Annotated in this window: 20 protein-coding genes and 1 riboswitch; of the genes, 10 read left to right on the top strand and 10 right to left on the bottom strand. The window is 72.0% G+C overall.

What is annotated here, in order from left to right; translation table 11 throughout:
- Positions 1-15: 15 nt before the first annotated feature.
- From BM236_RS17565 to BM236_RS17545, 5 genes are all read right to left on the bottom strand, one after another.
- On the bottom strand, positions 16-783 hold the full coding sequence (locus tag BM236_RS17565) for a MerR family transcriptional regulator (protein ID WP_091126457.1): 768 nt from the start codon (positions 781-783) through the stop codon (positions 16-18).
- 33 nt (positions 784-816) lie between these two features.
- Positions 817-1596: an ABC transporter permease gene (locus BM236_RS17560; RefSeq protein WP_091126455.1), complete on the bottom strand. Its 780-nt coding sequence runs from the start codon at positions 1594-1596 to the stop codon at positions 817-819.
- Position 1597: 1 nt separating this feature from the next.
- On the bottom strand, positions 1598-2404 hold the full coding sequence (locus BM236_RS17555; protein WP_091126453.1) for an ABC transporter ATP-binding protein: 807 nt from the start codon (positions 2402-2404) through the stop codon (positions 1598-1600).
- A gap of 75 nt (positions 2405-2479) precedes the next feature.
- Positions 2480-3442, bottom strand: coding sequence for a threonine dehydratase (locus BM236_RS17550; protein WP_091126452.1), 963 nt, complete (start codon positions 3440-3442; stop codon positions 2480-2482).
- 58 nt (positions 3443-3500) lie between these two features.
- Complete coding sequence (locus BM236_RS17545; RefSeq protein ID WP_175507741.1) at positions 3501-4307, bottom strand: MerR family transcriptional regulator; 807 nt, start codon at positions 4305-4307, stop codon at positions 3501-3503.
- Between the two features lie 92 nt (positions 4308-4399).
- Here BM236_RS17545 and BM236_RS17540 point away from each other — a divergent pair, with 92 nt between their 5' ends.
- Positions 4400-5815, top strand: coding sequence for an MFS transporter (locus tag BM236_RS17540; protein WP_091126449.1), 1416 nt, complete (start codon positions 4400-4402; stop codon positions 5813-5815).
- On the opposite strand, the gene BM236_RS17535 is transcribed toward BM236_RS17540, so the two are convergent.
- A complete protein-coding gene (locus tag BM236_RS17535) occupies positions 5812-6447 on the bottom strand; it encodes a DUF4396 domain-containing protein (protein ID WP_245750409.1) in 636 nt (211 codons plus the stop codon). The genes BM236_RS17540 and BM236_RS17535 overlap by 4 nt on opposite strands.
- Positions 6444-7049, bottom strand: coding sequence for an NUDIX hydrolase (locus tag BM236_RS17530; protein WP_091126447.1), 606 nt, complete (start codon positions 7047-7049; stop codon positions 6444-6446). Before BM236_RS17530 ends, BM236_RS17535 begins: the two co-directional genes overlap by 4 nt.
- Before the next feature lie 114 nt (positions 7050-7163).
- On the opposite strand from BM236_RS17530, the gene BM236_RS17525 reads away from it, so the two are divergent.
- Both BM236_RS17525 and BM236_RS17520 read left to right on the top strand, forming a co-directional pair.
- A complete protein-coding gene (locus BM236_RS17525; RefSeq protein WP_091126445.1) occupies positions 7164-7793 on the top strand; it encodes an ATP-dependent Clp protease proteolytic subunit in 630 nt (209 codons plus the stop codon).
- Positions 7793-8395 carry a ClpP family protease gene (locus BM236_RS17520; RefSeq protein WP_091126444.1) on the top strand — a complete coding sequence of 201 codons (603 nt, stop codon included), beginning with the start codon at positions 7793-7795 and terminating at the stop codon, positions 8393-8395. Before BM236_RS17525 ends, BM236_RS17520 begins: the two co-directional genes overlap by 1 nt.
- A gap of 55 nt (positions 8396-8450) precedes the next feature.
- Here BM236_RS17520 and BM236_RS17515 read toward each other — a convergent pair whose 3' ends face one another.
- Complete coding sequence (locus BM236_RS17515) at positions 8451-8771, bottom strand: helix-turn-helix domain-containing protein (RefSeq protein WP_091126442.1); 321 nt, start codon at positions 8769-8771, stop codon at positions 8451-8453.
- An 85-nt stretch (positions 8772-8856) separates the two neighbouring features.
- A complete protein-coding gene (locus tag BM236_RS17510; RefSeq protein ID WP_091126441.1) occupies positions 8857-9429 on the bottom strand; it encodes a TetR/AcrR family transcriptional regulator in 573 nt (190 codons plus the stop codon).
- A gap of 106 nt (positions 9430-9535) precedes the next feature.
- Here BM236_RS17510 and BM236_RS17505 point away from each other — a divergent pair, with 106 nt between their 5' ends.
- The 4 genes from BM236_RS17505 (at position 9536) to BM236_RS17490 (ending at position 13908) form a co-directional block, all read left to right on the top strand.
- Positions 9536-10792: an MFS transporter gene (locus BM236_RS17505; RefSeq protein WP_091126438.1), complete on the top strand. Its 1257-nt coding sequence runs from the start codon at positions 9536-9538 to the stop codon at positions 10790-10792.
- 75 nt (positions 10793-10867) lie between these two features.
- Positions 10868-11635, top strand: a complete 768-nt coding sequence (locus tag BM236_RS17500; protein WP_091126437.1) for a lysophospholipid acyltransferase family protein — start codon at positions 10868-10870, stop codon at positions 11633-11635.
- 79 nt (positions 11636-11714) lie between these two features.
- Positions 11715-12866, top strand: a complete 1152-nt coding sequence (locus BM236_RS17495) for a benzoate/H(+) symporter BenE family transporter (RefSeq protein WP_091126435.1) — start codon at positions 11715-11717, stop codon at positions 12864-12866.
- A gap of 37 nt (positions 12867-12903) precedes the next feature.
- On the top strand, positions 12904-13908 hold the full coding sequence (locus tag BM236_RS17490; RefSeq protein WP_091126434.1) for an adenosine deaminase: 1005 nt from the start codon (positions 12904-12906) through the stop codon (positions 13906-13908).
- 183 nt (positions 13909-14091) lie between these two features.
- Here BM236_RS17490 and BM236_RS17485 read toward each other — a convergent pair whose 3' ends face one another.
- On the bottom strand, positions 14092-15432 hold the full coding sequence (locus tag BM236_RS17485; protein WP_091126432.1) for an FAD-dependent oxidoreductase: 1341 nt from the start codon (positions 15430-15432) through the stop codon (positions 14092-14094).
- Between the two features lie 197 nt (positions 15433-15629).
- Positions 15630-15774, top strand: a riboswitch (cobalamin riboswitch).
- 102 nt (positions 15775-15876) lie between these two features.
- Here BM236_RS17485 and BM236_RS17480 point away from each other — a divergent pair.
- The 3 genes from BM236_RS17480 to BM236_RS17470 all read left to right on the top strand — a co-directional run bounded on the left by BM236_RS17480 (position 15877) and on the right by BM236_RS17470 (position 21301).
- Complete coding sequence (locus tag BM236_RS17480) at positions 15877-18288, top strand: ribonucleoside-diphosphate reductase subunit alpha (RefSeq protein ID WP_091126430.1); 2412 nt, start codon at positions 15877-15879, stop codon at positions 18286-18288.
- Positions 18285-19307, top strand: coding sequence for a ribonucleotide-diphosphate reductase subunit beta (locus BM236_RS17475; RefSeq protein WP_217645399.1), 1023 nt, complete (start codon positions 18285-18287; stop codon positions 19305-19307). The genes BM236_RS17480 and BM236_RS17475 overlap by 4 nt, the downstream gene beginning before the upstream one ends.
- A 68-nt stretch (positions 19308-19375) precedes the next feature.
- Complete coding sequence (locus tag BM236_RS17470) at positions 19376-21301, top strand: acetoacetate--CoA ligase (protein ID WP_091126429.1); 1926 nt, start codon at positions 19376-19378, stop codon at positions 21299-21301.
- The last annotated feature ends 196 nt before the right edge of the window (positions 21302-21497 follow it).

The following is a 21497-nucleotide window of genomic DNA, read 5'->3' as shown; positions in this document are numbered from 1 at the left end:
GGACGGACCGTCGGTTCAGGCGCGCTCGATCCGGGACCAGCCGGTCCAGCCACGGTCCGCCAGCAGTTCCCGGACCCGCGCGATCTGGCGATGGCCGGACGCCATCGAGTCGAGCAGCTGGACGAGGCCGGCGTCGTCCATGTCGAGCTCCTGCTGCTCGAGCTGACCGGTCGCGGCCGCCGCCTCGAACATCTCGGTCAGCAGGTCGGCCATCTCCAGGGCCAGCTGCTCGTCCTCGGCCTCGGGGTCGGACGCCAGCCGGCCGATGAGCCGGTAGAACCGGACCGTCCTCGGGTCCTCGAGCTGCTGGACCTTGTCGGCCATGAACGCCGAGATGCGCTCGGGGTAGCGCGCCGCGATCAGGATCCAGGCGTCGCGCTCGGCCTCGATCAGCATCTCGGGCACCCCGAGCGCCCGCACCATGGCCAGATAGTCCGCCACCTCGTCGGGCACGGCCAGCGAGTCGCCCGAGGCGAGCTGGGCGATCCGGTGGCGGTGCTCCTGCAGGTCCCGGATCTGGGTCCGCAGGGCGCGGTCGATGTCGCGGGTCGCCTCGGCGAACGTGGCGGGGTCGGCGTCCAGCAGCTCCTGCACGCGGCCCAGGGGTACGCCGGCCTCGGCCAGCGTCCGGATCCGGATGAGCGTGACGACCGCCTCGGCGTCGTACGTCCGGTAGCCGGAGTGGTCGCGCTCGGGCTCCCGGAGCAGCCCGACCTGGTGGTAGTGGCGGACCGCGCGGATGGTCACCCCGGCGTACGACGCCAGCTGTCCGATCGTGAGCACCTGCTCAGCCTCCCGTGCCGGTGGACGTCGGTGTCAACTGATCCGGCGGCGGTAGGTGGCCATCGCGAGGCCGTAGGCGACCGCGAGGAGCCCGACGCACCAGGCGAGCGCGACCCACACGTCGGTGCCGACCGCCTGCTCGGCGAAGAGGGAGCGGATCGTGTCGACGATCGACGTCACCGGCTGGTGCTCCGCGAAGGCGCGCACCGGTCCGGGCATCGAGCCGGTCGGCACGAAGGCGGAGCTGACGAACGGCAGGAAGATCAGCGGGTAGGAGAACCCGCTGACCCCGTCGACCGACTTCGCGGTCAGGCCGGGGATGACGGCCAGCCAGGTCAGCGCCAGCGTGAAGAGGGCGACGATCCCGACGACCGCGATCCAGGCCAGCACGTCGGCCCCGGAGCGGAAGCCCATGCCCAGCGCGACGAGGACGACGATGGTCACCGAGACGAGGTTGGCGACGACCGAGGTGACGACGTGCGCCCACAGGACGCTCGAGCGGGCGATCGGCATGGACTGGAACCGCTCGAAGATGCCGCCCTGCATGTCCATGAAGAGCCGGTACGCCGTGTAGGAGATGCCCGACGCGACGGTGATGAGCAGGATGCCGGGCAGGAGGTAACTCACGTAGTCGTCCGAGCCCGTGTCGAGCGCTCCGCCGAAGACGTAGACGAACAGCAGCATCATGGCGACCGGTGTGATCGCGGTGGTGATGATCGTGTCGGGACTGCGCAGGATGTGGGTCAGCGAGCGCCTCACGAGGACGACGGTGTCGCCGAGGCCGTTCCCGAGGCCGGAGCTGGAGCGGGTCATGTCAGTTCTCCTTCGCGCTCGCGCTGGTGTTGGTGCCGCTGGTGATGGCAAGGAAGATCTCCTCGAGGGTCGGCTGCTTCTCGACGTAGGTGACCTCCGTCGGCGGGAAGAGCCGTTTGAGCTGGGCGAGCGTGCCCTCGGCGATGATCCGGCCCTCGTGCAGGATCGCGATGCGGTCGGCCAGCTGCTCGGCCTCGTCGAGGTACTGCGTGGTGAGCAGCACGGTGGCGCCGCCCGCCGCGAGCCGCTTCACCGCGTCCCAGACCTCGAGCCGGGCCTGCGGGTCGAGCCCGGTGGTCGGCTCGTCCAGGAAGATGACCGAGGGGTCCCCGATCAGGCTCATCGCGATGTCGAGCCGGCGCCGCATGCCGCCGGAGTAGGTCGCCACGCGGCGCCCGCCCGCGCCGGTGAGCGAGAAGCGGGCCAGCAGGTCGTCGGCGACCGTCCCCGGGTCCGCCAGGTGGCGCAGCCGGCCGACGAGCAGGAGGTTCTCCCGGCCGGTGAGGATCTCGTCGACGGCCGCGAACTGCCCGGTCAGGGAGATGGACCCGCGGACGCTCGCCGGCTCGGAACCGACGTCGTGCCCGTCGACGGTGGCCGTGCCGGCGTCGGCCTTGAGCAGGGTGGAGAGGATCTTGACGGCGGTGGTCTTGCCGGCTCCGTTGGAGCCCAGCAGGGCGACGATGTCGCCCTGGGCCACGTCGAGGTCGACGCCGCGCAGGACCTGCAGCTCGCCGTAGGCCTTCTCGAGGCCGCGCACGCTGATGGCCGGCCCGGAGGCCCGGCCGAGAGTCGCTGAAGTGGTCATGACACCAGCGTCCAGGGTTGACGCTGCGTCAAGGTCAAGGCCTGTTTTGCGGGCGCCCGCTCGGAGGCTCCCGGATCAGCCGCCGAAGACGCGCCGCAGCACCTCGAAGTCGGCGTTGCCGCCGGTCTGGACCACCGCGACCCGCTTGCCGGCGAGCCGGTCGCGCTCGCCGAGAGCGGCGGCCAGGGCGAGGCTGCCGGCCGGCTCGGGGAGGTTGTGGGTGGACCGGTAGTGCAGTGCCATCGCCGCCGCGGCCTGCTGCTCGCCCACCCGCACGATCCGAGCGGCGCCGCGGCAGATCGTGTCGACGGCCAGCGGGTCCGGCGTACGGCAGGCGACCCCGTCGACGAACGTGTCCGCCGTGTCGGTGGGGACCGGCTCGCCCGCCTCGAAGGAGAGTGCGTAGGCCGGCGCGTTCTCCGCGACGACGCCGACGATCTCGGTCCGCCGGCCGAGCAGGTCGCGCACCAGGATGTTGGCGCAGATCCCGCTGCCCATGCCGACCGGCACGTAGACGACGTCGAGGTCGGGGACCGCCTCGTGCAGCTCGGCCGCGTAGGTGGCGACGCCCTCGACGAGCCACGGGTGGATGGGCGGCACCGGGGTGAGCCCCTCCGCCTCCGCGAGGACGCCCGCGTGCTCCAGCGCCTCCTGGAAGTCGGCGCCGTGGACGACGAGGCGGGCGCCGAAGGCCTCGGTCGCGGCGTTCTTGTCCGGCGAGTTGCCCTCGGGGACCACGATCGTGACCGGGACGCCCGCAGCGGCGCCCGCGAAGGCCAGGCTCTGGCTGTGGTTGCCGCGGCTCGCGGAGATGACGCCGCCGCCCGGCCCCTCCTCGCGATGGTGCGCCATGAAGGTCAGCCCGCCGCGGACCTTGAACGCGCCGGTCGGGTTGTGGTTCTCGTGCTTGACCCACAGCCGCGTGCCGAGCGCCTGTTCGAGCAGCGGCCAGCGCAGCGTCGCGGTCGGCGCCACGTGCGGACGGACGACCTCCCGCGCGCGAGCCAGGGACTCATGGGTCAGCGTGAGCTCGGCCATGCCGCTGATCGTGGCGGAAGCCGGATCCAGATGGGAAGTCCGTGACGCGGCCGGGCGCTCACGCGACGGGCCAGCAGACCTCGGTGACGTGGGCGATCAGGTCGTCGGGGTCACCGGTCGGCAGGTAGCGCTCGCGCACCGGCCCGTCGGAGCTCCGCGCCTGCTCCCACACCCACGCGCCGACCGCGCTGTAGGCCTGGTCGAGGTCGACCAGCGGGCCGTCGTACGACGTCACCGCGACGCGCGCCCCGGGCACGGTGACCACCTGCACCCGACCGGCGACGGCGGGCACGGCCTCGGCAGGGATCGGGACGAACGCGACGAGCTCGCCGCGCTCGTCGGTGAATGCCTCGGTCGGGAAGATGGCGCCGTCCGGGCCGGTGCGGCTCAGCCCGCTCGCGCGCAGAGCCTGGTGGAGCTCGGTGAAGGCGCCCAGCCACCAGGGGACCCACTCGGCGGCGTCGACCGTCTCGACGACCGCGAGGGCGGTCACGGCCGGCTCGTCGCGATAGCTGACCGAGAGCTGGGTGGGCGTGGTGAGCAGCCGCTGCAGCGACTCGACCCTCGCCTGCGTCTCGGCCAGCTGGGTGCTCATCCGCTCGAGGTGGGCCACGATGACGCGGTTGCGCGACTCGTCGTCCGGCGCGGTCAGCACGGCCCTGACCTGGTCGACCGGCAGGTCGAGGGACCGGAACCGGCGGATCAGCTGCGCCGTGCCGACCTGGTCGAGACGGTAGTAGCGGTAGCCGCTGCTGTCGTCGATGCGCGCCGGCTCGAGCAGGCCCACCTCGTGGTAGTGCCGCAGCGTCTTCACCGACAGGAACGTCATCCGGGAGAAGTCCCCGATGCTCAGCAGGCCGTCCATGGGCATCAGTCTGGAGTCTCCCCCTGGGGGAGGGTCAACGGAGAAGAATCACCCGTTGACTCTCCCCTCGGGGGAGGCTCGACAACGGTGTCATGACCACTCTCCAGACACCTTCGCGCTCGACCGAGGCCTCAGCCACCCGGTGGCTGCCCCTCGCGGTCCTGCTGAGCGGCACCTTCCTGGTGGTGCTCGACTTCTTCATCGTCAACGTCGCCCTCCCCTCCATCCAGGGCGACCTCGGCGCCGGCGACTCGGCCCTCGAGTGGCTGGTGGCCGGTTACGGCCTGACCTTCGGCGGCCTGCTGATGGCGGTCGGCCCGGTCAGCCAGCGCTGGGGCCGGCGCCGGACGTACGTCGCAGGCGTGCTCGTCTTCGTGCTCGCCTCGGCCCTCTGCGGGGTGGCGCCCGACGTGCTCACGCTCAATGCCGCCCGGCTGCTCCAGGGCGTTGGCGCCGCGATGCTGGCCCCGATGGTGCTGGCGCTGATCGGCGACCTCTACGCCGGCCCGGAGCGGGTCCGTGCGATGAGCGCCTACGCCACGGTGATGGGTCTGGCCGCGGCCCTCGGCCAGCTGATCGGCGGCGTGCTCATCCGCGTCGACGTCGCAGGGCTCGGCTGGCGCACGGTCTTCCTCGTCAACATCCCCGTCGGACTGGCGATCGTCGCGGCCGCCCCGCGCCTGCTCCCGGCGGCGGGCTCTCGGCAGCGCGCGCCGCTCGACGTGCTCAGTCTGGTCCTGGTCGTGACGACCTCCGCAGCGGTGCTGCTGCCGCTGCTCGAGGGGCGGCGGCTCGGCTGGCCGCTGTGGACGTGGGAGAGCCTGGCGCTCGGTGCGCTGCTCGGCACCTGGCTGGCCCGGCGTACCCGTCGGCTGGCCGCCCGCGGCGGTCACCCACTCGTCGACCCGGCGGCCTTCCGCAGCCCGGCCGTGCGAGGTGGGCTCGTCGCCCAGGCGCTGCTCTTCTGCGGGATGGCGTCCTACTTCCTGGTCCTGGGCCTCTACCTGCAGGTCGGGCACGGCCTCGGCCCGCTGGGGTCGGGCCTGATCTTCACGGTGATGGCGGTGACCTACATGGTCGGCACGCGGCACGCGGCGGGGCTGGTCGCCCGGTTCGGCGCACGGGTGCTGCCGGTGGGCGCCCTGGTCTTCGCGGCCGGCCACCTGCTCACCTTCGCGGCCGTCGAGCAGATCGGCGTGACCGGCTCGGTGCTGTGGCTGGCGCCCGGCCTGGCGGTGTCCGGGCTCGGGATGGGCGTCTGCCTCAGCTCGCTCGTGGCCTCCGTCATGGCCGGCGTCGAGCCGGTGCATGCGGCGGGGGTCAGCGGCTCGCTGTCGACGGTGCAGCAGCTCGGCAACGCGCTCGGTGTGGCGCTCATCGGGCTGGTCTTCTTCGGGGCGACCGACCGCGGTGTCGACGTGGCCTTCACCCAGAGCCTGCTCTGGCTGGCCGGTGCCACGCTCGTGCTGGCGGCCGTCACCGCCCGGCTCGGCCGGTGGGTGGCCTAGAGCCGGTCGGCGATCGACACGACCAGCCCGCCCAGGATGAAGGCGACGATCACGGCGACGAGCGACCCGGTGGGAAGCGTCGGGATGAACCGACGCACGCCGGTCGCCTCGTCGCCGGCGCCGTGGAACCGGTGGGTGAGGGCGTGGCCCTTGCCGCGCTGGAGCAGGAACCGGTTCACCGGGTACGCCGCGGCGAACGCCGCCACCAGCGAGAGCATCAGGCTGATCCAGAACGTGACGTTCACCAGCCCGGCGTCCATCGCGCCCGGGATGACGGCCACCACGAGGTTGTCGACCACCTCCATCGTCGCGATCGAGAGGGTGTCCGCCGCGAGGACGATGCCGAGTGCGGCACCGACCCCCAGGCCGGCCTTGACCAACGGGAGCGTCGACAGGGTGAAGCCGAAGACGAAGGCCAGCGCGATCGAGAGCGCGATCGTCCAGCCGTTGCCCAGCCCGGCGCCCGTCCCGATCAGGAGGCCGACGATCTCGCCGATCGCACAGCCGGTCAGGCAGTGCAGGGTCGCCGACACCGCCATCGCGTCGACGCCGCCGTGAGCACCGTGATCGCCGTGATCGCCCTGACCCTCCGGCCCGCCGTGGCCGGGACGGTCGTGGGCGGTGCCGCTCACGGTGCTCGGTGGCCGGCGGCTGCCGGCACCGTCGACTCCTCGATCTCGCCCCCGTCGAGCGGGGGCCGGTCCGGGCGGCCGGCCGCGGCGTCGGCTCGGCGTACCTCCGCCTCGGACCAGATCTCGAGGACGTTCGCCGGCCAGATGTCCTCGTCGGTGGCCTCGAGCTCCTCGCGGGTCCACCAGCGGTGGGCGGTCATCGTGATCCGCTCCTCCTCGGTGTGGCCGGCGTCGGAGATCTCGAAGGCCGGCACCCAACAGGCGTGGAAGGCGTCCTCCTGGTCGATGAGGACGTCGGTGTAGCCGTGCACGACCCGGCGGACCAGGATCGGCCCCAGCAGCCGATCGGGCGTGACCCGCAGGCCGGTCTCCTCCTCGAGCTCGCGCACGCCGGCCTCGAGGTCGTTCTCGCCCGGGTCGACGCCGCCGCCCGGCGTGATCCACCAGCGCGTGCCCGGCAGCCCCGGGTCGGTGTCGCGGAAGAGCAGCAGCCGGTCGCAGTCGTCGACGACGAGGAGCCGGACCGTCCGGCGCGTGCGACGGGGTCGCTCGGCGGGCGGGACTGGGACGAGCGTGCGGGCGGATCCGGAGTCGGTGCTCACCGGGCCATTGTGTCCTCTGCCTGAGATCGCTCGCCCGGCCTCCTCTGCTGTGGGCAGATCCGCCGTCGGGCGAATCGCTTGGGCGCACGTCCGGCGCGGACGAGGCTCGACGGCATGAACGACGACCGAACCACCGGACCGCTCGACGACCAGCTCGCCGTCCGGCTCCAGCACCAGCGCATCATTGTCCTCGGCCAGGAGGTCGACGACCCCGTGGCCAACCGCATCTGCGCCCAGCTCCTGCTGCTCAGCGCCGAGGACCCGCACCGCGACATCAGCCTCTACATCAACTCCCCGGGCGGCTCCGTCACCGCGGGCATGGCCATCTACGACACCATGCAGCTGATCCCCAACGACGTCTCCACGCTCGCGATGGGGCTCGCGGCGAGCATGGGCCAGTTCCTGCTCACGGCGGGTACGCCGGGCAAGCGGTTCGTCCTCCCCAACGCCGAGGTCCTCCTCCACCAGGGCTCGGCCGGCTTCGGGGGCTCGGCGAGCGACATCGAGATCCAGGCGGCCCGGCTGGCCCGGATCAACCAGCGGATGCTGGAGATCACCGCCTCGCGGACCGGCCAGTCGGTCGAGCGGGTCACCGAGGACTCGCTGCGGGACAAGTGGTTCACCGCTGTCGAGGCGTGCTCCTACGGCCTCGCCGACGCGGTGCTCGCCGACGTGCACTCGGTGACGCCGGCCCGCCGCTCCGCCTTCGGCCTGGCCGGGGAGCTGTCCGGGGTGGGTGCCTGATGTCGAGCTACACGATCCCGTCGGTCATCGAGAAGACCCGTACCGGGGAGCGCGCGGTCGACGTCTACAGCCGGCTGCTCACCGACCGCATCGTCTACATCGGCACCCCGATCGACGACGGCGTCGCGAACGTGGTGATCGCCCAGCTGCTCCACCTGGAGTCGGAGAACCCGGACGCCCAGATCAACCTCTACCTCAACAGCCCCGGCGGCGAGCCGACCGCGATGCTCGCGGTCTACGACACCGTCCAGTTCATCCGGGCGCCCGTCGCGACCACCTGCGTCGGGCAGGCGGCCAGCACGGCGGCCGTCCTGCTGGCCGCGGGCGAGCCCGGCCGGCGCACGGTCCTGCCGCACGCGCGGATCGTCCTCGACCAGCCGCAGGCCGGCACCCGCGGGGCGCTGCCCGACCTCCAGGTGGAGGCCAAGGAGATCGCACGGATGCGGACCGAGCTCGTCGACCTGCTCGCCCACCACACCGGCCGCAGCGTCGAGCAGGTGCGCGCCGACACCGAGCGCGACCTGGTCCTGGGCGCTGCCGACGCGGTCGCCTACGGCGTCGTCGATGCCGTGCTGGAGAGCCGGAAGCTGACGGCGGTCTGAGGCTGTCGCTGGTGTCGAGACGGGCCTGGCGGCCCTCCTCAACCAGCGGGGGATCTCAGGCGGCCAACGCGACCGGGCCGCGCGGCCGCGCGGCGACCAGGCGGCGGGTGACCCGGGCGGTGAGGTCGACGAGGCCCAGGCCGAGGGCGCCGCCGACGGCCTCGATCACCTCCGAGCTCGGCTCCTTGCGGCCGCGCTCGACCTCGGAGAGGTACTGCGTCGACACACCAGCGTCGCCGGCGACGTCGGCGAGGGTGCGGTCCTGGCCGAGCCGCTCCTCGCGGAGCTCGTGGCCCACCGCTTCGCGCCACAGCGGCGCCGGCTCGATCTCGGCCGGCCGGGCCGCGGGCTGCGGGAAGCGGATGACGTCACCCATGTGCTCAACGTAGGCCGGTGCCTCGGCCCGCGACAGGTCCGTTCGCCGCGGGCGAACGGCCGACGTCATCGACAGGACCGGGCGATCAGTTGCGCGGTGCCGTGGTCAGCACCAGCTCCGCCATCTGCCGGGCGACCGCCACCGCGCCGCGGTTGGCGTCGAGCTGGGTGTTGGCGACGGCCCCGTCGTAGAGCAGCCGGACCCGCTCGGCCACACCGGCCGGGTCGGCGTACCCCGCCTCGGTGGCGAAGGAGAGCACGAGCTCGTCGAACCAGCCGCGATAGCGGCGCAGGGCGACCGCCTCGACGCTGTCGGGGCCGCTGGCCTCGGCGGCGGCGTTCGCGAAGGCACAGCCCCGGAAGCCGGACTCGGCGACGGCCTCGGCGAGCGCGTCGAAGACGGCCAGCAGCTTGGCGACGGGGTCGGTCAGCCCGGCGGTGTGGCGCTCGATGCGGGCCCGGCGGCGCTCGCCGCGCCCGTCGAGGTAGGCGGCGACGAGCTCGTCCTTGCCGGAGAAGTTGTAGAACAGCGACCCCTTCGCGACGCCGGCCTCCTCGATGATGCGGTCGATGCCGACGGTGTGCACGCCCTCGGCGTAGAAGAGCCGGTCGGCCGCGTCGAGCAGCCGCTCGCGGGCGGGGGAGCGCTTCGTGGTCATGCCTGCGAGGATACCCAGACAGATCTGTCTAAAAAAGCCCTTGCGGCCATTGAACAGATCTGTCTAACATCGAGGCACTAGACAGACCTGTCTAAAAGGAGCCCCGATGTCTCGCACCCTCTCGCCGACCGCCGCGTTCGCCGGCGTCGCCGCGGTGTTCGCCGCGTTCTTCCTCGCCGCAGGGGCTCCCACGCCGCTGCTCGCCCTGCGCCAACAGGAGTGGGGCTTCTCGGCCGGCACCCTCACCCTCGCGTTCTCCGTCTACGCGCTCGCCCTGCTGGCCGCGGTCCTGGTCGGCGGCTCGCTCTCCGACCACCTCGGCCGGCGGCCGGTCCTGCTCGGCGCGCTCGCCGGCGAGCTCGTCGCCATGCTGATCTTCGTCGCCGCACCCGACATCACCTGGGTGATCGTCGCCCGGATCGCGCAGGGTCTGGCGACCGGCTTCGGCACCAGCGCCTTCAGCGCAGCGATCGTCGAGCACGCGCCGGACCACCTCAAGAAGCTCGGCGCGAGCTTCGCCGGCACCGCGGCGGCAGGCGGGCTCGGTGTCGGCGCCCTGCTCACCGGTGCCGCCGTGCAGTTCACCCCGGACGCCAACACGCTCGTCTTCGGTGTGCTCGCTGCGGTGATGGTCGCCGGCTTCGCCGTCGTGGCGCTGACCGGGGAGACGGTCACCCGGCGGCCGGGCGCCCTGCGCTCGCTCGACCCACGCATCACCGTCCCGGTCAGGGCCCGCCGCGAGCTCCTCGGCGGCATCCCGGTCCACCTGCCGGGCTGGATGATCGGCGGCTTCTTCATGGGTCTCTCCCCGGCCTTGCTGCGCGGTCAGTTCGACCTCGACGGCGGGCTGGTCGCCGGGTTCACCGCCTTCCTCGCCCCGTTCGCCGGTGCGGTGGCCACGCTCGCCTTCGGCCGGCTCTCCGCCCGGCGCACGACGCTCACCGGCGTCGGCCTGGTCCTCCTTGGCGCCGTGCTCCTCATGGTCGGCGTCGAGGTGGAGTGGATCGCGCTCGTCTGGTTGGGCGGGATCGTGGGCGGCGCCGGGTTCGGCGCCTCGTTCGCCGGGCACCTCCGCCTGATCGGCCCCCACGTCGAGGCCCACGAGCGGGCCGGCGTCTTCGCGGGCGTCTACACGACGGCGTACCTCTCCTTCGGCATCCCGGCGATCATCGCGGGCCAGCTGGTCACCCACGTCGGGCTGGTCCCCACCGTCGAGGGGTACGGCGCCGTGGTGCTCGCCGCGGCCGTGGTCGGCATCCTCGTGCAGCTCGCGCTCGCCCGCGGCGACCGGGCGGTCGAGGTGGAGCCGGTCCTCGAGCCGGTCCTCGAGCCGGTCCTCGAGCCCGTCCACGAGGCGGCGTGACGGACGGCTCTCAGCCGGCGCCCGAGGGTCGTCTGGGAGGATTCACCGCGGCATCCCCCACGGTGAGGAACCTCCATGGTCGACATCAGCTACCCGATCACGATCGCCGCCGCGCGGGCCTGGTTCCGGCTCGGTGACGTGAGGCTGCGGATGAGCGGCCTCGAGCACATCCCGACGTCCGGGGGCGCCCTGATCGCCATCAACCACGTCTCGTTCGTGGACTACGTGATGGCCGGCTTCCCCGCCGCCGAGCGCGGCCGGTTGACCCGGTTCATGGCCAAGCGCGAGGTCTTCGAGCACCCGATCGGCGGGCCGGTGATGAGGTCGTTCCACCACATCAGCGTCGACCGCGAGGCCGGGGCCGAGTCGATGGCGGTCGCGGCCCAGAGGCTGCGCGACGGCGAGGTCGTCGGGATCTTCCCGGAGGCCACGCTGTCGCGGAGCTTCCTCATCAAGCCGCTCAAGACCGGCGCAGTGCGGATCGCCGCCGACGCCGGCGTACCGCTCATCCCGATCGTGCTCTTCGGCACCCAGCGCTTCCTCACCAAGGGCCGCAAGATGGACCTGTCGCGGCACAAGACCGTCGGCATCGAGGTGGGCGCGCCGATCCACCCGAGTGGCGACGACCCGGTCGGCGAGACCGCGGCGCTGCAGGCGACGATGGAGGGGATGCTCGACCGGCTGATCACCGACTATCCCGCCGAGGAGCGGCCGCCCGGCGCCTGGTGGGTGCCGAAGGCGTACGGCGGCTCGGCGCCCACCCTGGAGGAGGCCGAGGCGATGTATGCCGAGGAGCGCCGGCAGCGGGCCGAGCGCAAGGCCGCGAAGCGCTCGGAGCGCTGACGTCGCGGGACCGGCGCGTGCTGACGAACATTCGGACGCCGCCGACCACCGCCCCGGCCAGCCCCTAGCGTTCTCGTCCATGGAACGCACCGTGGCCGCCGGCATCATGACGGCGCTGATCGGCTTCACCAGCTCCTTCGCGGTCGTACTGGCCGGGCTGCGCGCGGTCGGCGCGACCCCCGCCCAAGCGGCGTCCGGCCTGGTCGCCGTCTGCTTGGCCCAGGGGCTCGGCATGCTCTGGCTCACCAGTCGCTACCGGTTGCCCCTCACGCTCGCCTGGTCCACGCCCGGTGCCGCGTTGCTCGCTTCGACGGGAGCGGTGGCCGGCGGGTGGTCCGCGGCCGTCGGCGCGTTCCTGGTGACCGGCGGGCTCATCCTGCTGACGGGCTTCTGGCCGCGGCTCGGCGCTCTGATCGCCGCCATCCCGGCACCGATCGCGCAGGCCATGCTGGCCGGCGTGCTGCTCGCGCTCTGCGTCGAGCCGGTCCGCGGCCTGGTCGACGACCCGTTGCTGGTCGCGCCGATCGTGGTCACGTGGTTGGTGCTGGTGCGGTTGGCGCCGCGCTGGGCCGTGCCCGTCGCCTTCGTCGTGGCGCTGGCCGGGATCGCGCTCGACCTGGCTCGGGACGGCGGGCTCGACGGTCCACTGCTCCCGCACGTCGAGCTGACCGCCCCCACTCTCACCTGGTCAGCGGTGCTGTCGCTGGCGATCCCGCTCTACGTGGTCACGATGGCCTCGCAGAACGTCCCGGGCGTCGCGGTCATGTCGTCGTTCGGGTACGTCGTCCCCTGGCGCGCCACGATGACCGTCACCGGCCTCGGAACCGTCGTCGGTGCGGTCGCCGGGGGGCACGCGGTCAACCTCGCTGCCATCACCGCCGCCCTGGCGGCGGGCCCGGAGGCGGACCCCGATCCGGGGCGTCGGTGGCGTGCGGCGAGGACGGCGGGCTGGACCTACCTGGTGCTGGCGGCGCTCGCGACCGTGCTGGCGGGCGTCGCGGCGGCCGCACCGGCCGGCGTCGTCGGTGCCGTCGCGGGACTGGCGCTGCTGGGGACCCTCGGGTCGGCGCTGGCCGGAGCGACGTCGACCGTGGACGGGCGGGAGGCCGCGGTGGTGACGTTCGTGGTCGCCGCGAGCGGCGTGAGCCTCGCCGGGATCGGCGCCGCGTTCTGGGCGGTGGTCGCCGGCCTCGCCGTGCGGGCGGTCACCCACCGCCGCGTACCCGCCTGACGATGCGCGGCCGCTCGGTCGGTGGCACGATCGCGTCGTGCGCGACTTCATCCAGGGCCTCCCCAAGGCCGAGCTCCACGTCCACCACATCGGCTCCGTCTCACCGCGGATCGTCTCCGAGCTGGCGTCCCGTCACCCGGGCGTCGTACCCACGGACCTCGAGGAGCTGCGGAAGTACTTCGAGTTCCGCGACTTCGGCCACTTCATCGACGTCTACCTCTCCGTGGTCGACCTGGTCCGCACGCCGGAGGACATCCGCTACCTCACCTACGAGGTCGCCCGCGACATGGCCGAGGGGCAGTCGCTGCGGTACGCCGAGCTCACCTGCACCCCGCACACGTCGGTGATCCGCGGCATCCCGATCGAGGCCTACACCGAGGCGATCGAGGACGCCCGGGTGGCGGCGGAGCGCGACTTCGGGCTGGTCCTCCGGTGGATCTACGACATCCCCGGCGAGCTGGGCGTCCCGGCGGCCGAAGCGACGCTGGGCTACGCGCTCGACCACCGCGTCGACGCGCTGGTCGGCTTCGGTCTCGGCGGGCCCGAGGTGGGCGTGCCGCGGCCGCAGTTCCAGCCGCACTTCGAGGCCGCTCTCGCCGCCGGCCTCCACTCGGTCCCGCACAGCGGTGAGACCACGGGGCCCGAGACGGTCTGGGACGCCGTACGGCTGCTCGGCGCGGAGCGGATCGGGCACGGCACGTCGTCCGCGCACGACTTCACCCTGCTCGAGCACCTCGCCGAGGAGGGCATCGCGCTCGAGGTCTGCCCGTCCTCCAACGTCGCCACCCGCGCGGTCGCGTCGCTCGAGGAGCACCCGCTGCGGAGGTTCGTCGAGGCCGGCGTCCTCGTCTCGATCGCGTCCGACGATCCGCCGATGTTCAACACCACGCTCAACCGCGAGTACGAGATCGCCGCCGAGCTGCTCGACCTCGACCGCGACGGCATCGCCGACCTGGCCCGCACCTCGGTCGACGTCTCCTTCGCCCCCGACGACGTCAAGCAGCGCATCCTCGGCGAGATCGACTCCTACCTCGCCGGCTGACCCTCCCCCGCCGAGGAGTCGATCCCTCAGCACCGAGGAGTCACCCCCTCCGCATCGAGGAGTCACCCCAGACGCACCGAGAGGTCAATCCGCCGGAGCGGATCGACCTCTCGGTATGAACGGATGGACTCCTCGGGCCGTCAGGATCGACCCCTCGGCGCTGAGGGAATGACTCCTCGGCGGTCAGGAGCGGGAGATGCGGATCATCTCGTCGCGGGGGACGACCTTGATGCGCTCGCGACCGTGGGGCTCGCCGAGCGACATCTCGTGGGCGTCGAGGAGCGCCCAGCCTGCCTCGGTGGTGTACTCCACGCCGCGGGCCTCGAGGTGCTCGACGATCGCGTCGGCGCCGCCGGCCTCGGGGGCCGGGGTCGAGTCGAGGTCGGCGAGCAGGTGCTCGATGGTCTCCTTGGCGTCAGACTTGGTGTGCCCGATGAGGCCCACCGGGCCCCGCTTGACCCACCCGGTGACGTAGACGCCCGGCACCTGCTGGCCGTCGTCGAGGACGCGGCCGCCGTCGTTCGGGATGACGCCGTTGCTGTCGTCGAACGGCACGTCGGGGAGAGCCGACGAGAGGTAGCCGACGGCGCGGTAGACCGCCTGGACGGGCGTGTCGGTGAACTCGCCGGTGCCGCGCACGGTGCCGTCGCCGTTGTACTCGGTCCGCTCGGAGCGGATCGCGACCACGTTGCCGTCTTCGCCGAGGATCTCGACGGGGTTCTGCATCATGTGGATGCGGATCTGGTGCGGGGCGCCGGTCGGCTCCGCCTCGAGGTACTTCAGCAGCGTGTCGACGACGAGCTTGGTGCCCTTGTGTGCCGAGATCGCGGCCTGGCCGGCGTCGTCGATCTCGAAGCCCTCCTCGGTGACGAACACGTCGACCGAAGGGGAGTGGGAGAGCTCGCGCAGCTCCATCGGGGAGAACTTGATGTGCGCCGGGCCCCGGCGGGCGAAGACGTGCACGATCTTCGCCCGGTTGGCCTTCAGGCCCTGGTAGACGTTGTCGGCGATCTCGGTGACGAGCTGCTCGTCGGCCGGCTTGGCCAGCATGCGGGCGACGTCGAGGGCGACGTTGCCGGCGCCGACGACGGCGACGGACTCGGCGTCCAGCGGCCAGTCACGGGGTACGTCGGGGTGGCCGGCGTACCACGACACGAAGTCGGCGGCGCCGTAGCTCTGCGGCAGGTCGGCGCCGGGGATGTTGAGCGCGCGGTCGGCCATGGCGCCCGTCGCGAAGATCACCGCGTCGTAGTAGCGGCGCAGGTCGTCGAGCTTGAGGTCGTTGCCGAAGTCGACGTTGCCGAAGAAGCGGATGCGCTCGTTGTCGAGCACCCGGCGGAGGGCCTTGATGATCTCCTTGATGCGCGGGTGGTCGGGCGCGACGCCGTAGCGCACGAGGCCGTAGGGCGCGGGCAGTCGCTCGATGACGTCGACGTGAGCCTGCTCGTGCTCACGGGTCAGGATGTCGGCGGCGTAGATGCCGGCGGGTCCGGCCCCGACGACGGCCACACGGATGGGTCGCATGAAAGGTTTCCTCCAAAGGCTGCTAAGGGAAGCCTAACGAGCGGCCGGTGACCCGACCCCCCGAGTCGTCTCACGGGCCGGACGTTGTGGCCGACCTCACGCCGGCTCGCGCGGAGCGGCCGAACGACCGGCCGCCGGGCAGAGCCGCGACACGCCGACCCAACATCTGGGTCCCGCGCTCCGGTGTCGCCACTACATATGGTGGTCGACGCAGCTGGTTCCCCGCGTCGCAAGGCGCGGGGAGACAACAGGGAACCCGGTGGAAGTCCGGGACTGCCCCGCAACGGTGAGCGCCTCCCCAGGAGGCACGAGTCCGACACCTGCCAGCGCACCGCATCCGCCGGATGTGGTGGTCCGAGGCCCCGAGGGAGGGCCGACGCCCTGGTGGTGCTCGCGCGCTGCCTCGTCGTCCCCCCTCGAGCCTGACTCCGAGGGGAGAGACCGATGACGGTCACCGAAGCACCACCCCGCATGGCCGTGCGCAAGCGCAACGGCGACACCGAGCACGTCGACGTCAACAAGATCGTCCGTGCCGTCGACCGCGTGAGCGGCGACCTGCCCGACGTCGATCCGATGCGGGTCGCGACCCGCACGATCAGCGGCCTGTACGACGGCGCGACGACCGCCGAGCTGGACCGGCTGTCGATCCAGACCGCCGCCGAGCTGATCAGCGAGGAGCCGGCGTACTCCCGGCTGGCCGCGCGCCTGCTGGCCGGGTACGTCGACAAGGAGGTCCGCAACCAGGGCGTCGCGTCCTTCAGCCAGGCGATCGCGCTCGGCCACGCCGAGGGGCTGATCGGCGACGACACGGCCCGGTTCGTCAAGGACAACGCCCGCAAGCTCGACGTCGCCGTCGACCCGGACGGCGACCAGCGGTTCGAGTACTTCGGGCTTCGCACCGTCTACGACCGCTACCTGCTGCGCCACCCGACCAGCCGGCAGGTCATCGAGACGCCGCAGTTTTTCCTGCTCCGCGTCGCGTGCGGCCTGGCGCAGCGGCCGGCCGAGGCGATCGGGTTCTACCGGCTGATGTCGTCGTTGGCCTACCTGCCGAGCAGCCCTACCCTCTTCAACTCGGGCACGCGGCACACCCAGATGTCCTCGTGCTACCTCGTCGACTCGCCGCGCGACGAGCTGGACTCGATCTACAGCCGCTACGCCCAGATCGCGAAGCTCTCCAAGTTCGCCGGCGGGATCGGGCTGTCGTTCTCGCGGGTCCGTGGCCGTGGCGCGCTGATCCGCGGGACGAACGGCCAGTCCAACGGGATCGTGCCGTTCCTGCGCACCCTCGACGCGAGCGTCGCCGCCGTCAACCAGGGCGGCCGCCGCAAGGGTGCCGCCTGCGTGTACCTCGAGCCCTGGCACCCCGACGTCGAGGAGTTCCTCGAGCTGCGCGAGAACACCGGCGAGGACGCCCGGCGCACGCACAACCTCAACCTGGCCCACTGGATCCCCGACGAGTTCATGCGCCGGGTCGAGGCGGACGCCGACTGGTCGCTCATCGACCCCGACGAGGCGCCGGAGCTGCCGGACCTGTGGGGCGAGGCGTTCGACGCGCGCTACCGCGAGCTCGAGGCGGCCGGCACCGTCGTCCGGACCGTCAAGGCGCGGACGCTCTACGGCCGGATGATGCGCACGCTCGCCCAGACCGGCAACGGCTGGATGACGTTCAAGGACCCGTCCAACCGGCTCTCCAACCAGACCGCCGTCACCGGCAACGTCGTCCACCTCTCCAACCTGTGCACCGAGATCATCGAGGTCTCCTCCGACGGCGAGACCGCGGTGTGCAACCTCGGCTCGGTCAACCTCGCCCAGCACCTCGTGCCGCTGGACCGGGAGGGCACCCAGCGCCCGCCGCTGGCGCGGGGCGTCGACTGGGACAAGCTGCGCGCCACCGTCCGCACGGCGGTGCCGCTGCTCGACCGCGTCATCGACATCAACTACTACCCGAGCGAGGAGTCGGCCCGCTCCAACCCGCGCTGGCGCCCGGTCGGGCTCGGCGTGATGGGCCTGCAGGACGTCCTCTTCGCGCTGCGGCTGCCCTTCGACTCGCCCGAGGCCCTCGAGCTGTCGACGCGCATCCAGGAGGAGGTCTACCTGACCGCGCTCGAGGTGAGCACCGAGCTCGCCGAGCGGCACGGTCCTCACCCGGCGTACGCCGACACCCGCGCGGCCCGAGGCGAGCTGCAGCCCGACCTCTGGGGCGTGACGCCGACCCAGACCGAGCGGTGGGCGGCGCTGCGCGGCCGGATCGAGGAGCACGGGCTGCGCAACAGCCTGCTCGTCGCGATCGCGCCGACGGCCACCATCGCGAGCATCGCCGGCTGCTACGAGTGCATCGAGCCGCAGGTGTCGAACCTGTTCAAGCGCGAGACGCTGTCCGGCGAGTTCCTGCAGGTCAACAGCGCGCTCGTCCGCGAGCTCAAGGACCGGGGGCTGTGGACCGCCGAGATCCGCGAGGCGGTCAAGCGCGCCGACGGCTCGGTGCAGGGCATCACCGCGCTGCCCGAGGAGGTGCGGGCGCTCTTCCGGACCGCGTGGGAGCTGCCCCAGAAGGCGCTCATCGACCTCGCGGCCGCCCGAGCGCCGTACGTCGACCAGAGCCAGTCGCTCAACCTCTTCATCGCCGGTCCGTCGATCGGGCGGCTCTCGTCGATGTACCTCTACGCGTGGAAGGCGGGGCTCAAGACGACGTACTACCTGCGCTCGCGCCCCGCCACGCGCATCCAGCAGACAACCGTGCGTGGGGCCGTCGAGCCGGCACTGACCACCGTCGCCACCGCCACCACCGCCACCACCGAGGAAGCCATCGCGTGCTCCCTCGAGAACCCCGAGAGCTGCGAGGCCTGCCAGTGAGCACCCAGACCACCACCCACCAGATGCTGCTCGACCCGGGCATGAACCTCACGCTGCGGCCGATGCGCTACCCGCACTTCTACGACCGCTACCGCGACGCCATCAAGAACACCTGGACCGTCGAGGAGGTGGACCTGCACTCCGACCTCAAGGACCTCGCGCGGCTCACCGAGGCCGAGCGGCACCTGGTCGGCCGGCTGGTCGCGTTCTTCGCGACCGGCGACACGATCGTCGCCAACAACCTCGTGCTCAACCTCTACCAGCACGTGAACTGCCCGGAGGGGCGGCTCTACCTGAGCCGGCAGCTCTTCGAGGAGGCCGTGCACGTGCAGTTCTACCTGACCCTGCTCGACACCTACGTCCCCGACGAGCGAGAGCGGCACGAGGCCTTCGCGGCCGTCGACAACATCGCGTCGATCAAGCACAAGGCCGACTTCTGCTTCCGGTGGATCGACTCGCTCTTCGAGGTCCAGGAGCTGCGCACCCGGGAGGACCGGCGGGCGTTCCTGCTCAACCTGATCTGCTTCGCGGCGGTGATCGAGGGGCTGTTCTTCTACGGCGCGTTCGCCTACGTCTACTTCCTGCGCTCCCGGGGCCTGCTCAACGGCCTGGCGTCGGGCACCAACTGGGTCTTCCGCGACGAGTCGATGCACATGGGCTTCGCCTTCGACGTCGTCGACACGGTCCGGGAGGAGGAGCCCGACCTCTTCGACGACGACCTCGCCGCCGCGGTGAAGGAGATGCTGATGGAGGGCGTCGACGCTGAGGCGCAGTTCGCCGCCGACCTGCTCGGCGGCGGCGTCGCCGGCCTGTCCACGGCCGATATGCGGTGCTACCTGGAGTACGTCGCCGACCGCCGGATGGAGCGTCTCGGGCTGCCGGTCATCTACGGCTCGAGCAACCCGTTGGCCTTCATGGAGCTCCAGGACGTGCAGGAGCTGTCGAACTTCTTCGAGCGCCGGGTGTCGGCCTACCAGGTCGGCGTCAGCGGCACGGTGGGCTTCGACGAGGACTTCTGAGCCCGTCTTGTGAGCGTGAGAGTGACCTCGAGGTCACCCTCACGCTCACAAGGCGCTATGAAAGACCCATGTGGACGCCGTCGCAGGAGCAGGTCGAGGCCACCGAGCTCTACGCCTTCCAGACCGAGCAGGGGTACGCCGACTACGAGTCGCTCCGGGTCTGGTCGGTCGAGCACCCCGAGGAGTTCTGGCGGGCCGTCTGGGACCGCTACGGCGTCGTCGCCGACGGTGACCCGACGACGGTGCTGGCGTCCACGGAGATGCCCGGTGCGCAGTGGTTCCCCGACGTCGCGCTGTCCTTCTCCGAGCACGTATTCCGCGGGAAGGCCGACGACGCCGTCGCCCTGACGCACGCCTCCGAGCTGCGCGAGGCCGAGACGTGGACGTGGGGCCGCCTGCGGGCCGAGACCGCGCGGATCCGGGCCGGCCTGCGCGTGCTCGGCGTCGGCCGCGGCGACCGGGTCGCCGCCTACCTGCCCAACATCCCCGAGGCGCTCGCGGCCATGCTCGCCACCACCTCGCTCGGCGCCGTCTGGTCGTCCTGCTCGCCGGACTTCGGCTCCTCGACGGTGCTCGACCGCTTCGACCAGATCGAGCCGACCGTGCTGCTCGCGGTTGACGGCTACCGCTACGGCGGCAAGGACTTCGACCGCCGCGACACCGTCGCCGAGCTGGCCGCCGGTCTGCCGACCGTGACCCGGACCGTGACGCTCGGCTACCTCGACCCGGCGGCCGGGGACTGGGACGAGGCGTTCCCGGATCTCGCGGCGGGCGACCGGCCGCTGGAGTTCGAGCGGGTGCCCTTCGACCACCCGCTCTGGATCCTCTACAGCAGCGGCACCAGCGGGAAGCCGAAGGCGATCGTGCACGGTCACGGCGGGATCCTGCTGGAGAGCCTCAAGATCACCCACCTCCACCTCGACGCCGGCCCCGACGACCGCGTCTTCTGGTTCACCACCACCGGCTGGATGATGTGGAACTTCCTGGTCTCGGTGCTCCTCACCGACGCCCAGATCGTGCTGTACGACGGCAACCCGACCGCGCCCGACCCGGCGGTACTGTGGGAGCTGGCCGAGCGAACCGGCATCACGATCTTCGGCACCAGCGCGGCCTACCTGCACGGCCAGCTCAAGCTCGGCGTCGAGCCGACCGCGGGCCGTGACCTCAGCGCCCTCCGGGCGGTCGGGAGCACCGGGTCGCCGCTGTCGGTGGCCGGCTTCGAGTGGGTCTACGACCACCTCGGCCGCGACGTCTGGCTCTTCTCGATCTCGGGCGGGACCGACGTCTGCTCCGCCTTCGTCGGCGGCGTGCCGACGCTGCCGGTCCACGTCGGGGAGCTCCAGGCGCGCGCCCTCGGCGTGGCCCTGGAGGCCTGGGACGAGGACGGCCGGCCGGTGCCGCCCGGTGTCGTCGGCGAGCTCGTCGTCACCCGGCCGATGCCGTCGATGCCGGTCGGATTCTGGAACGACCCCGACGGCCACCGCTACCGCGAGGCCTACTTCGACCACTTCGACACCACGCCGCCGGTGTGGCGCCACGGCGACTGGATCGAGCTCACCGAGCACGGGTCGGCGATCATCCACGGCCGCTCCGACGCCACCATCAACCGCGGCGGCGTCCGGATGGGCACCGCCGAGATCTACGCGGCCGTCCTGTCGGTGGAGGGCGTGACCGACGCGCTCGTCGTCGACATCCCCGACACCGACCCGGCGGCGGACTCGTGGATGCCGCTCTTCGTGGTCACCGACCGTGACCTGACCGATGCGATGGTGGCCGAGATCCGGCAGCGGGTGCGGGAGGAGTGCTCCCCGCGGCACATGCCCAACGTCGTCGTACGCGTCCCCGCGGTCCCGCGCACGCTCACCGGCAAGATCCTCGAGGTCCCGGTCAAGAAGCTCTTCCTCGGCGCCGATCCCGAGAAGGTCGCCGCCCGGGACGCGCTCGCGAACCCGGATGCCTTCGACTGGTTCGTGGACTACGTCAACCGGCGGTGAGTCAGCTCGCCCCGCCCGACTCATCGACCGGCCTCGGGCTGCCGATGACCTCTTGGGGCGGCTGCGCCTGCCGGTGCCGCTGAGCCGCCTCGCCGGTCACATCCTGCACTTCCACACCAAGGGGTCCTCCGCTGAAGACCCCTTGGTGTGGTCGGGGCCAGCGTGACCGATGAGGCGGCGCATCCGCCCCAGCGCG

This window comes from Nocardioides terrae (assembly GCF_900112345.1).
GTDB lineage: Bacteria > Actinomycetota > Actinomycetes > Propionibacteriales > Nocardioidaceae > Nocardioides > Nocardioides terrae.
This window is presented reverse-complemented; position numbering and strand designations above follow the sequence as displayed.

Coding starts and splice junctions, on each gene's coding strand:
- BM236_RS17555 (WP_091126453.1), bottom strand. CDS start 2,404: ATGACCACTTCAGCGACTCTCGGCCGGGCCTCCGGGCCGGCCATCAGC.
- BM236_RS17470 (WP_091126429.1), top strand. CDS start 19,376: ATGTGGACGCCGTCGCAGGAGCAGGTCGAGGCCACCGAGCTCTACGCC.
- BM236_RS17560 (WP_091126455.1), bottom strand. CDS start 1,596: ATGACCCGCTCCAGCTCCGGCCTCGGGAACGGCCTCGGCGACACCGTC.
- BM236_RS17520 (WP_091126444.1), top strand. CDS start 7,793: ATGTCGAGCTACACGATCCCGTCGGTCATCGAGAAGACCCGTACCGGG.
- BM236_RS17515 (WP_091126442.1), bottom strand. CDS start 8,771: ATGGGTGACGTCATCCGCTTCCCGCAGCCCGCGGCCCGGCCGGCCGAG.
- BM236_RS17505 (WP_091126438.1), top strand. CDS start 9,536: ATGTCTCGCACCCTCTCGCCGACCGCCGCGTTCGCCGGCGTCGCCGCG.
- BM236_RS17550 (WP_091126452.1), bottom strand. CDS start 3,442: ATGGCCGAGCTCACGCTGACCCATGAGTCCCTGGCTCGCGCGCGGGAG.
- BM236_RS17525 (WP_091126445.1), top strand. CDS start 7,164: ATGAACGACGACCGAACCACCGGACCGCTCGACGACCAGCTCGCCGTC.
- BM236_RS17500 (WP_091126437.1), top strand. CDS start 10,868: ATGGTCGACATCAGCTACCCGATCACGATCGCCGCCGCGCGGGCCTGG.
- BM236_RS17480 (WP_091126430.1), top strand. CDS start 15,877: ATGACGGTCACCGAAGCACCACCCCGCATGGCCGTGCGCAAGCGCAAC.
- BM236_RS17540 (WP_091126449.1), top strand. CDS start 4,400: ATGACCACTCTCCAGACACCTTCGCGCTCGACCGAGGCCTCAGCCACC.
- BM236_RS17510 (WP_091126441.1), bottom strand. CDS start 9,429: ATGACCACGAAGCGCTCCCCCGCCCGCGAGCGGCTGCTCGACGCGGCC.
- BM236_RS17485 (WP_091126432.1), bottom strand. CDS start 15,432: ATGCGACCCATCCGTGTGGCCGTCGTCGGGGCCGGACCCGCCGGCATC.
- BM236_RS17545 (WP_175507741.1), bottom strand. CDS start 4,307: ATGGACGGCCTGCTGAGCATCGGGGACTTCTCCCGGATGACGTTCCTG.
- BM236_RS17495 (WP_091126435.1), top strand. CDS start 11,715: ATGGAACGCACCGTGGCCGCCGGCATCATGACGGCGCTGATCGGCTTC.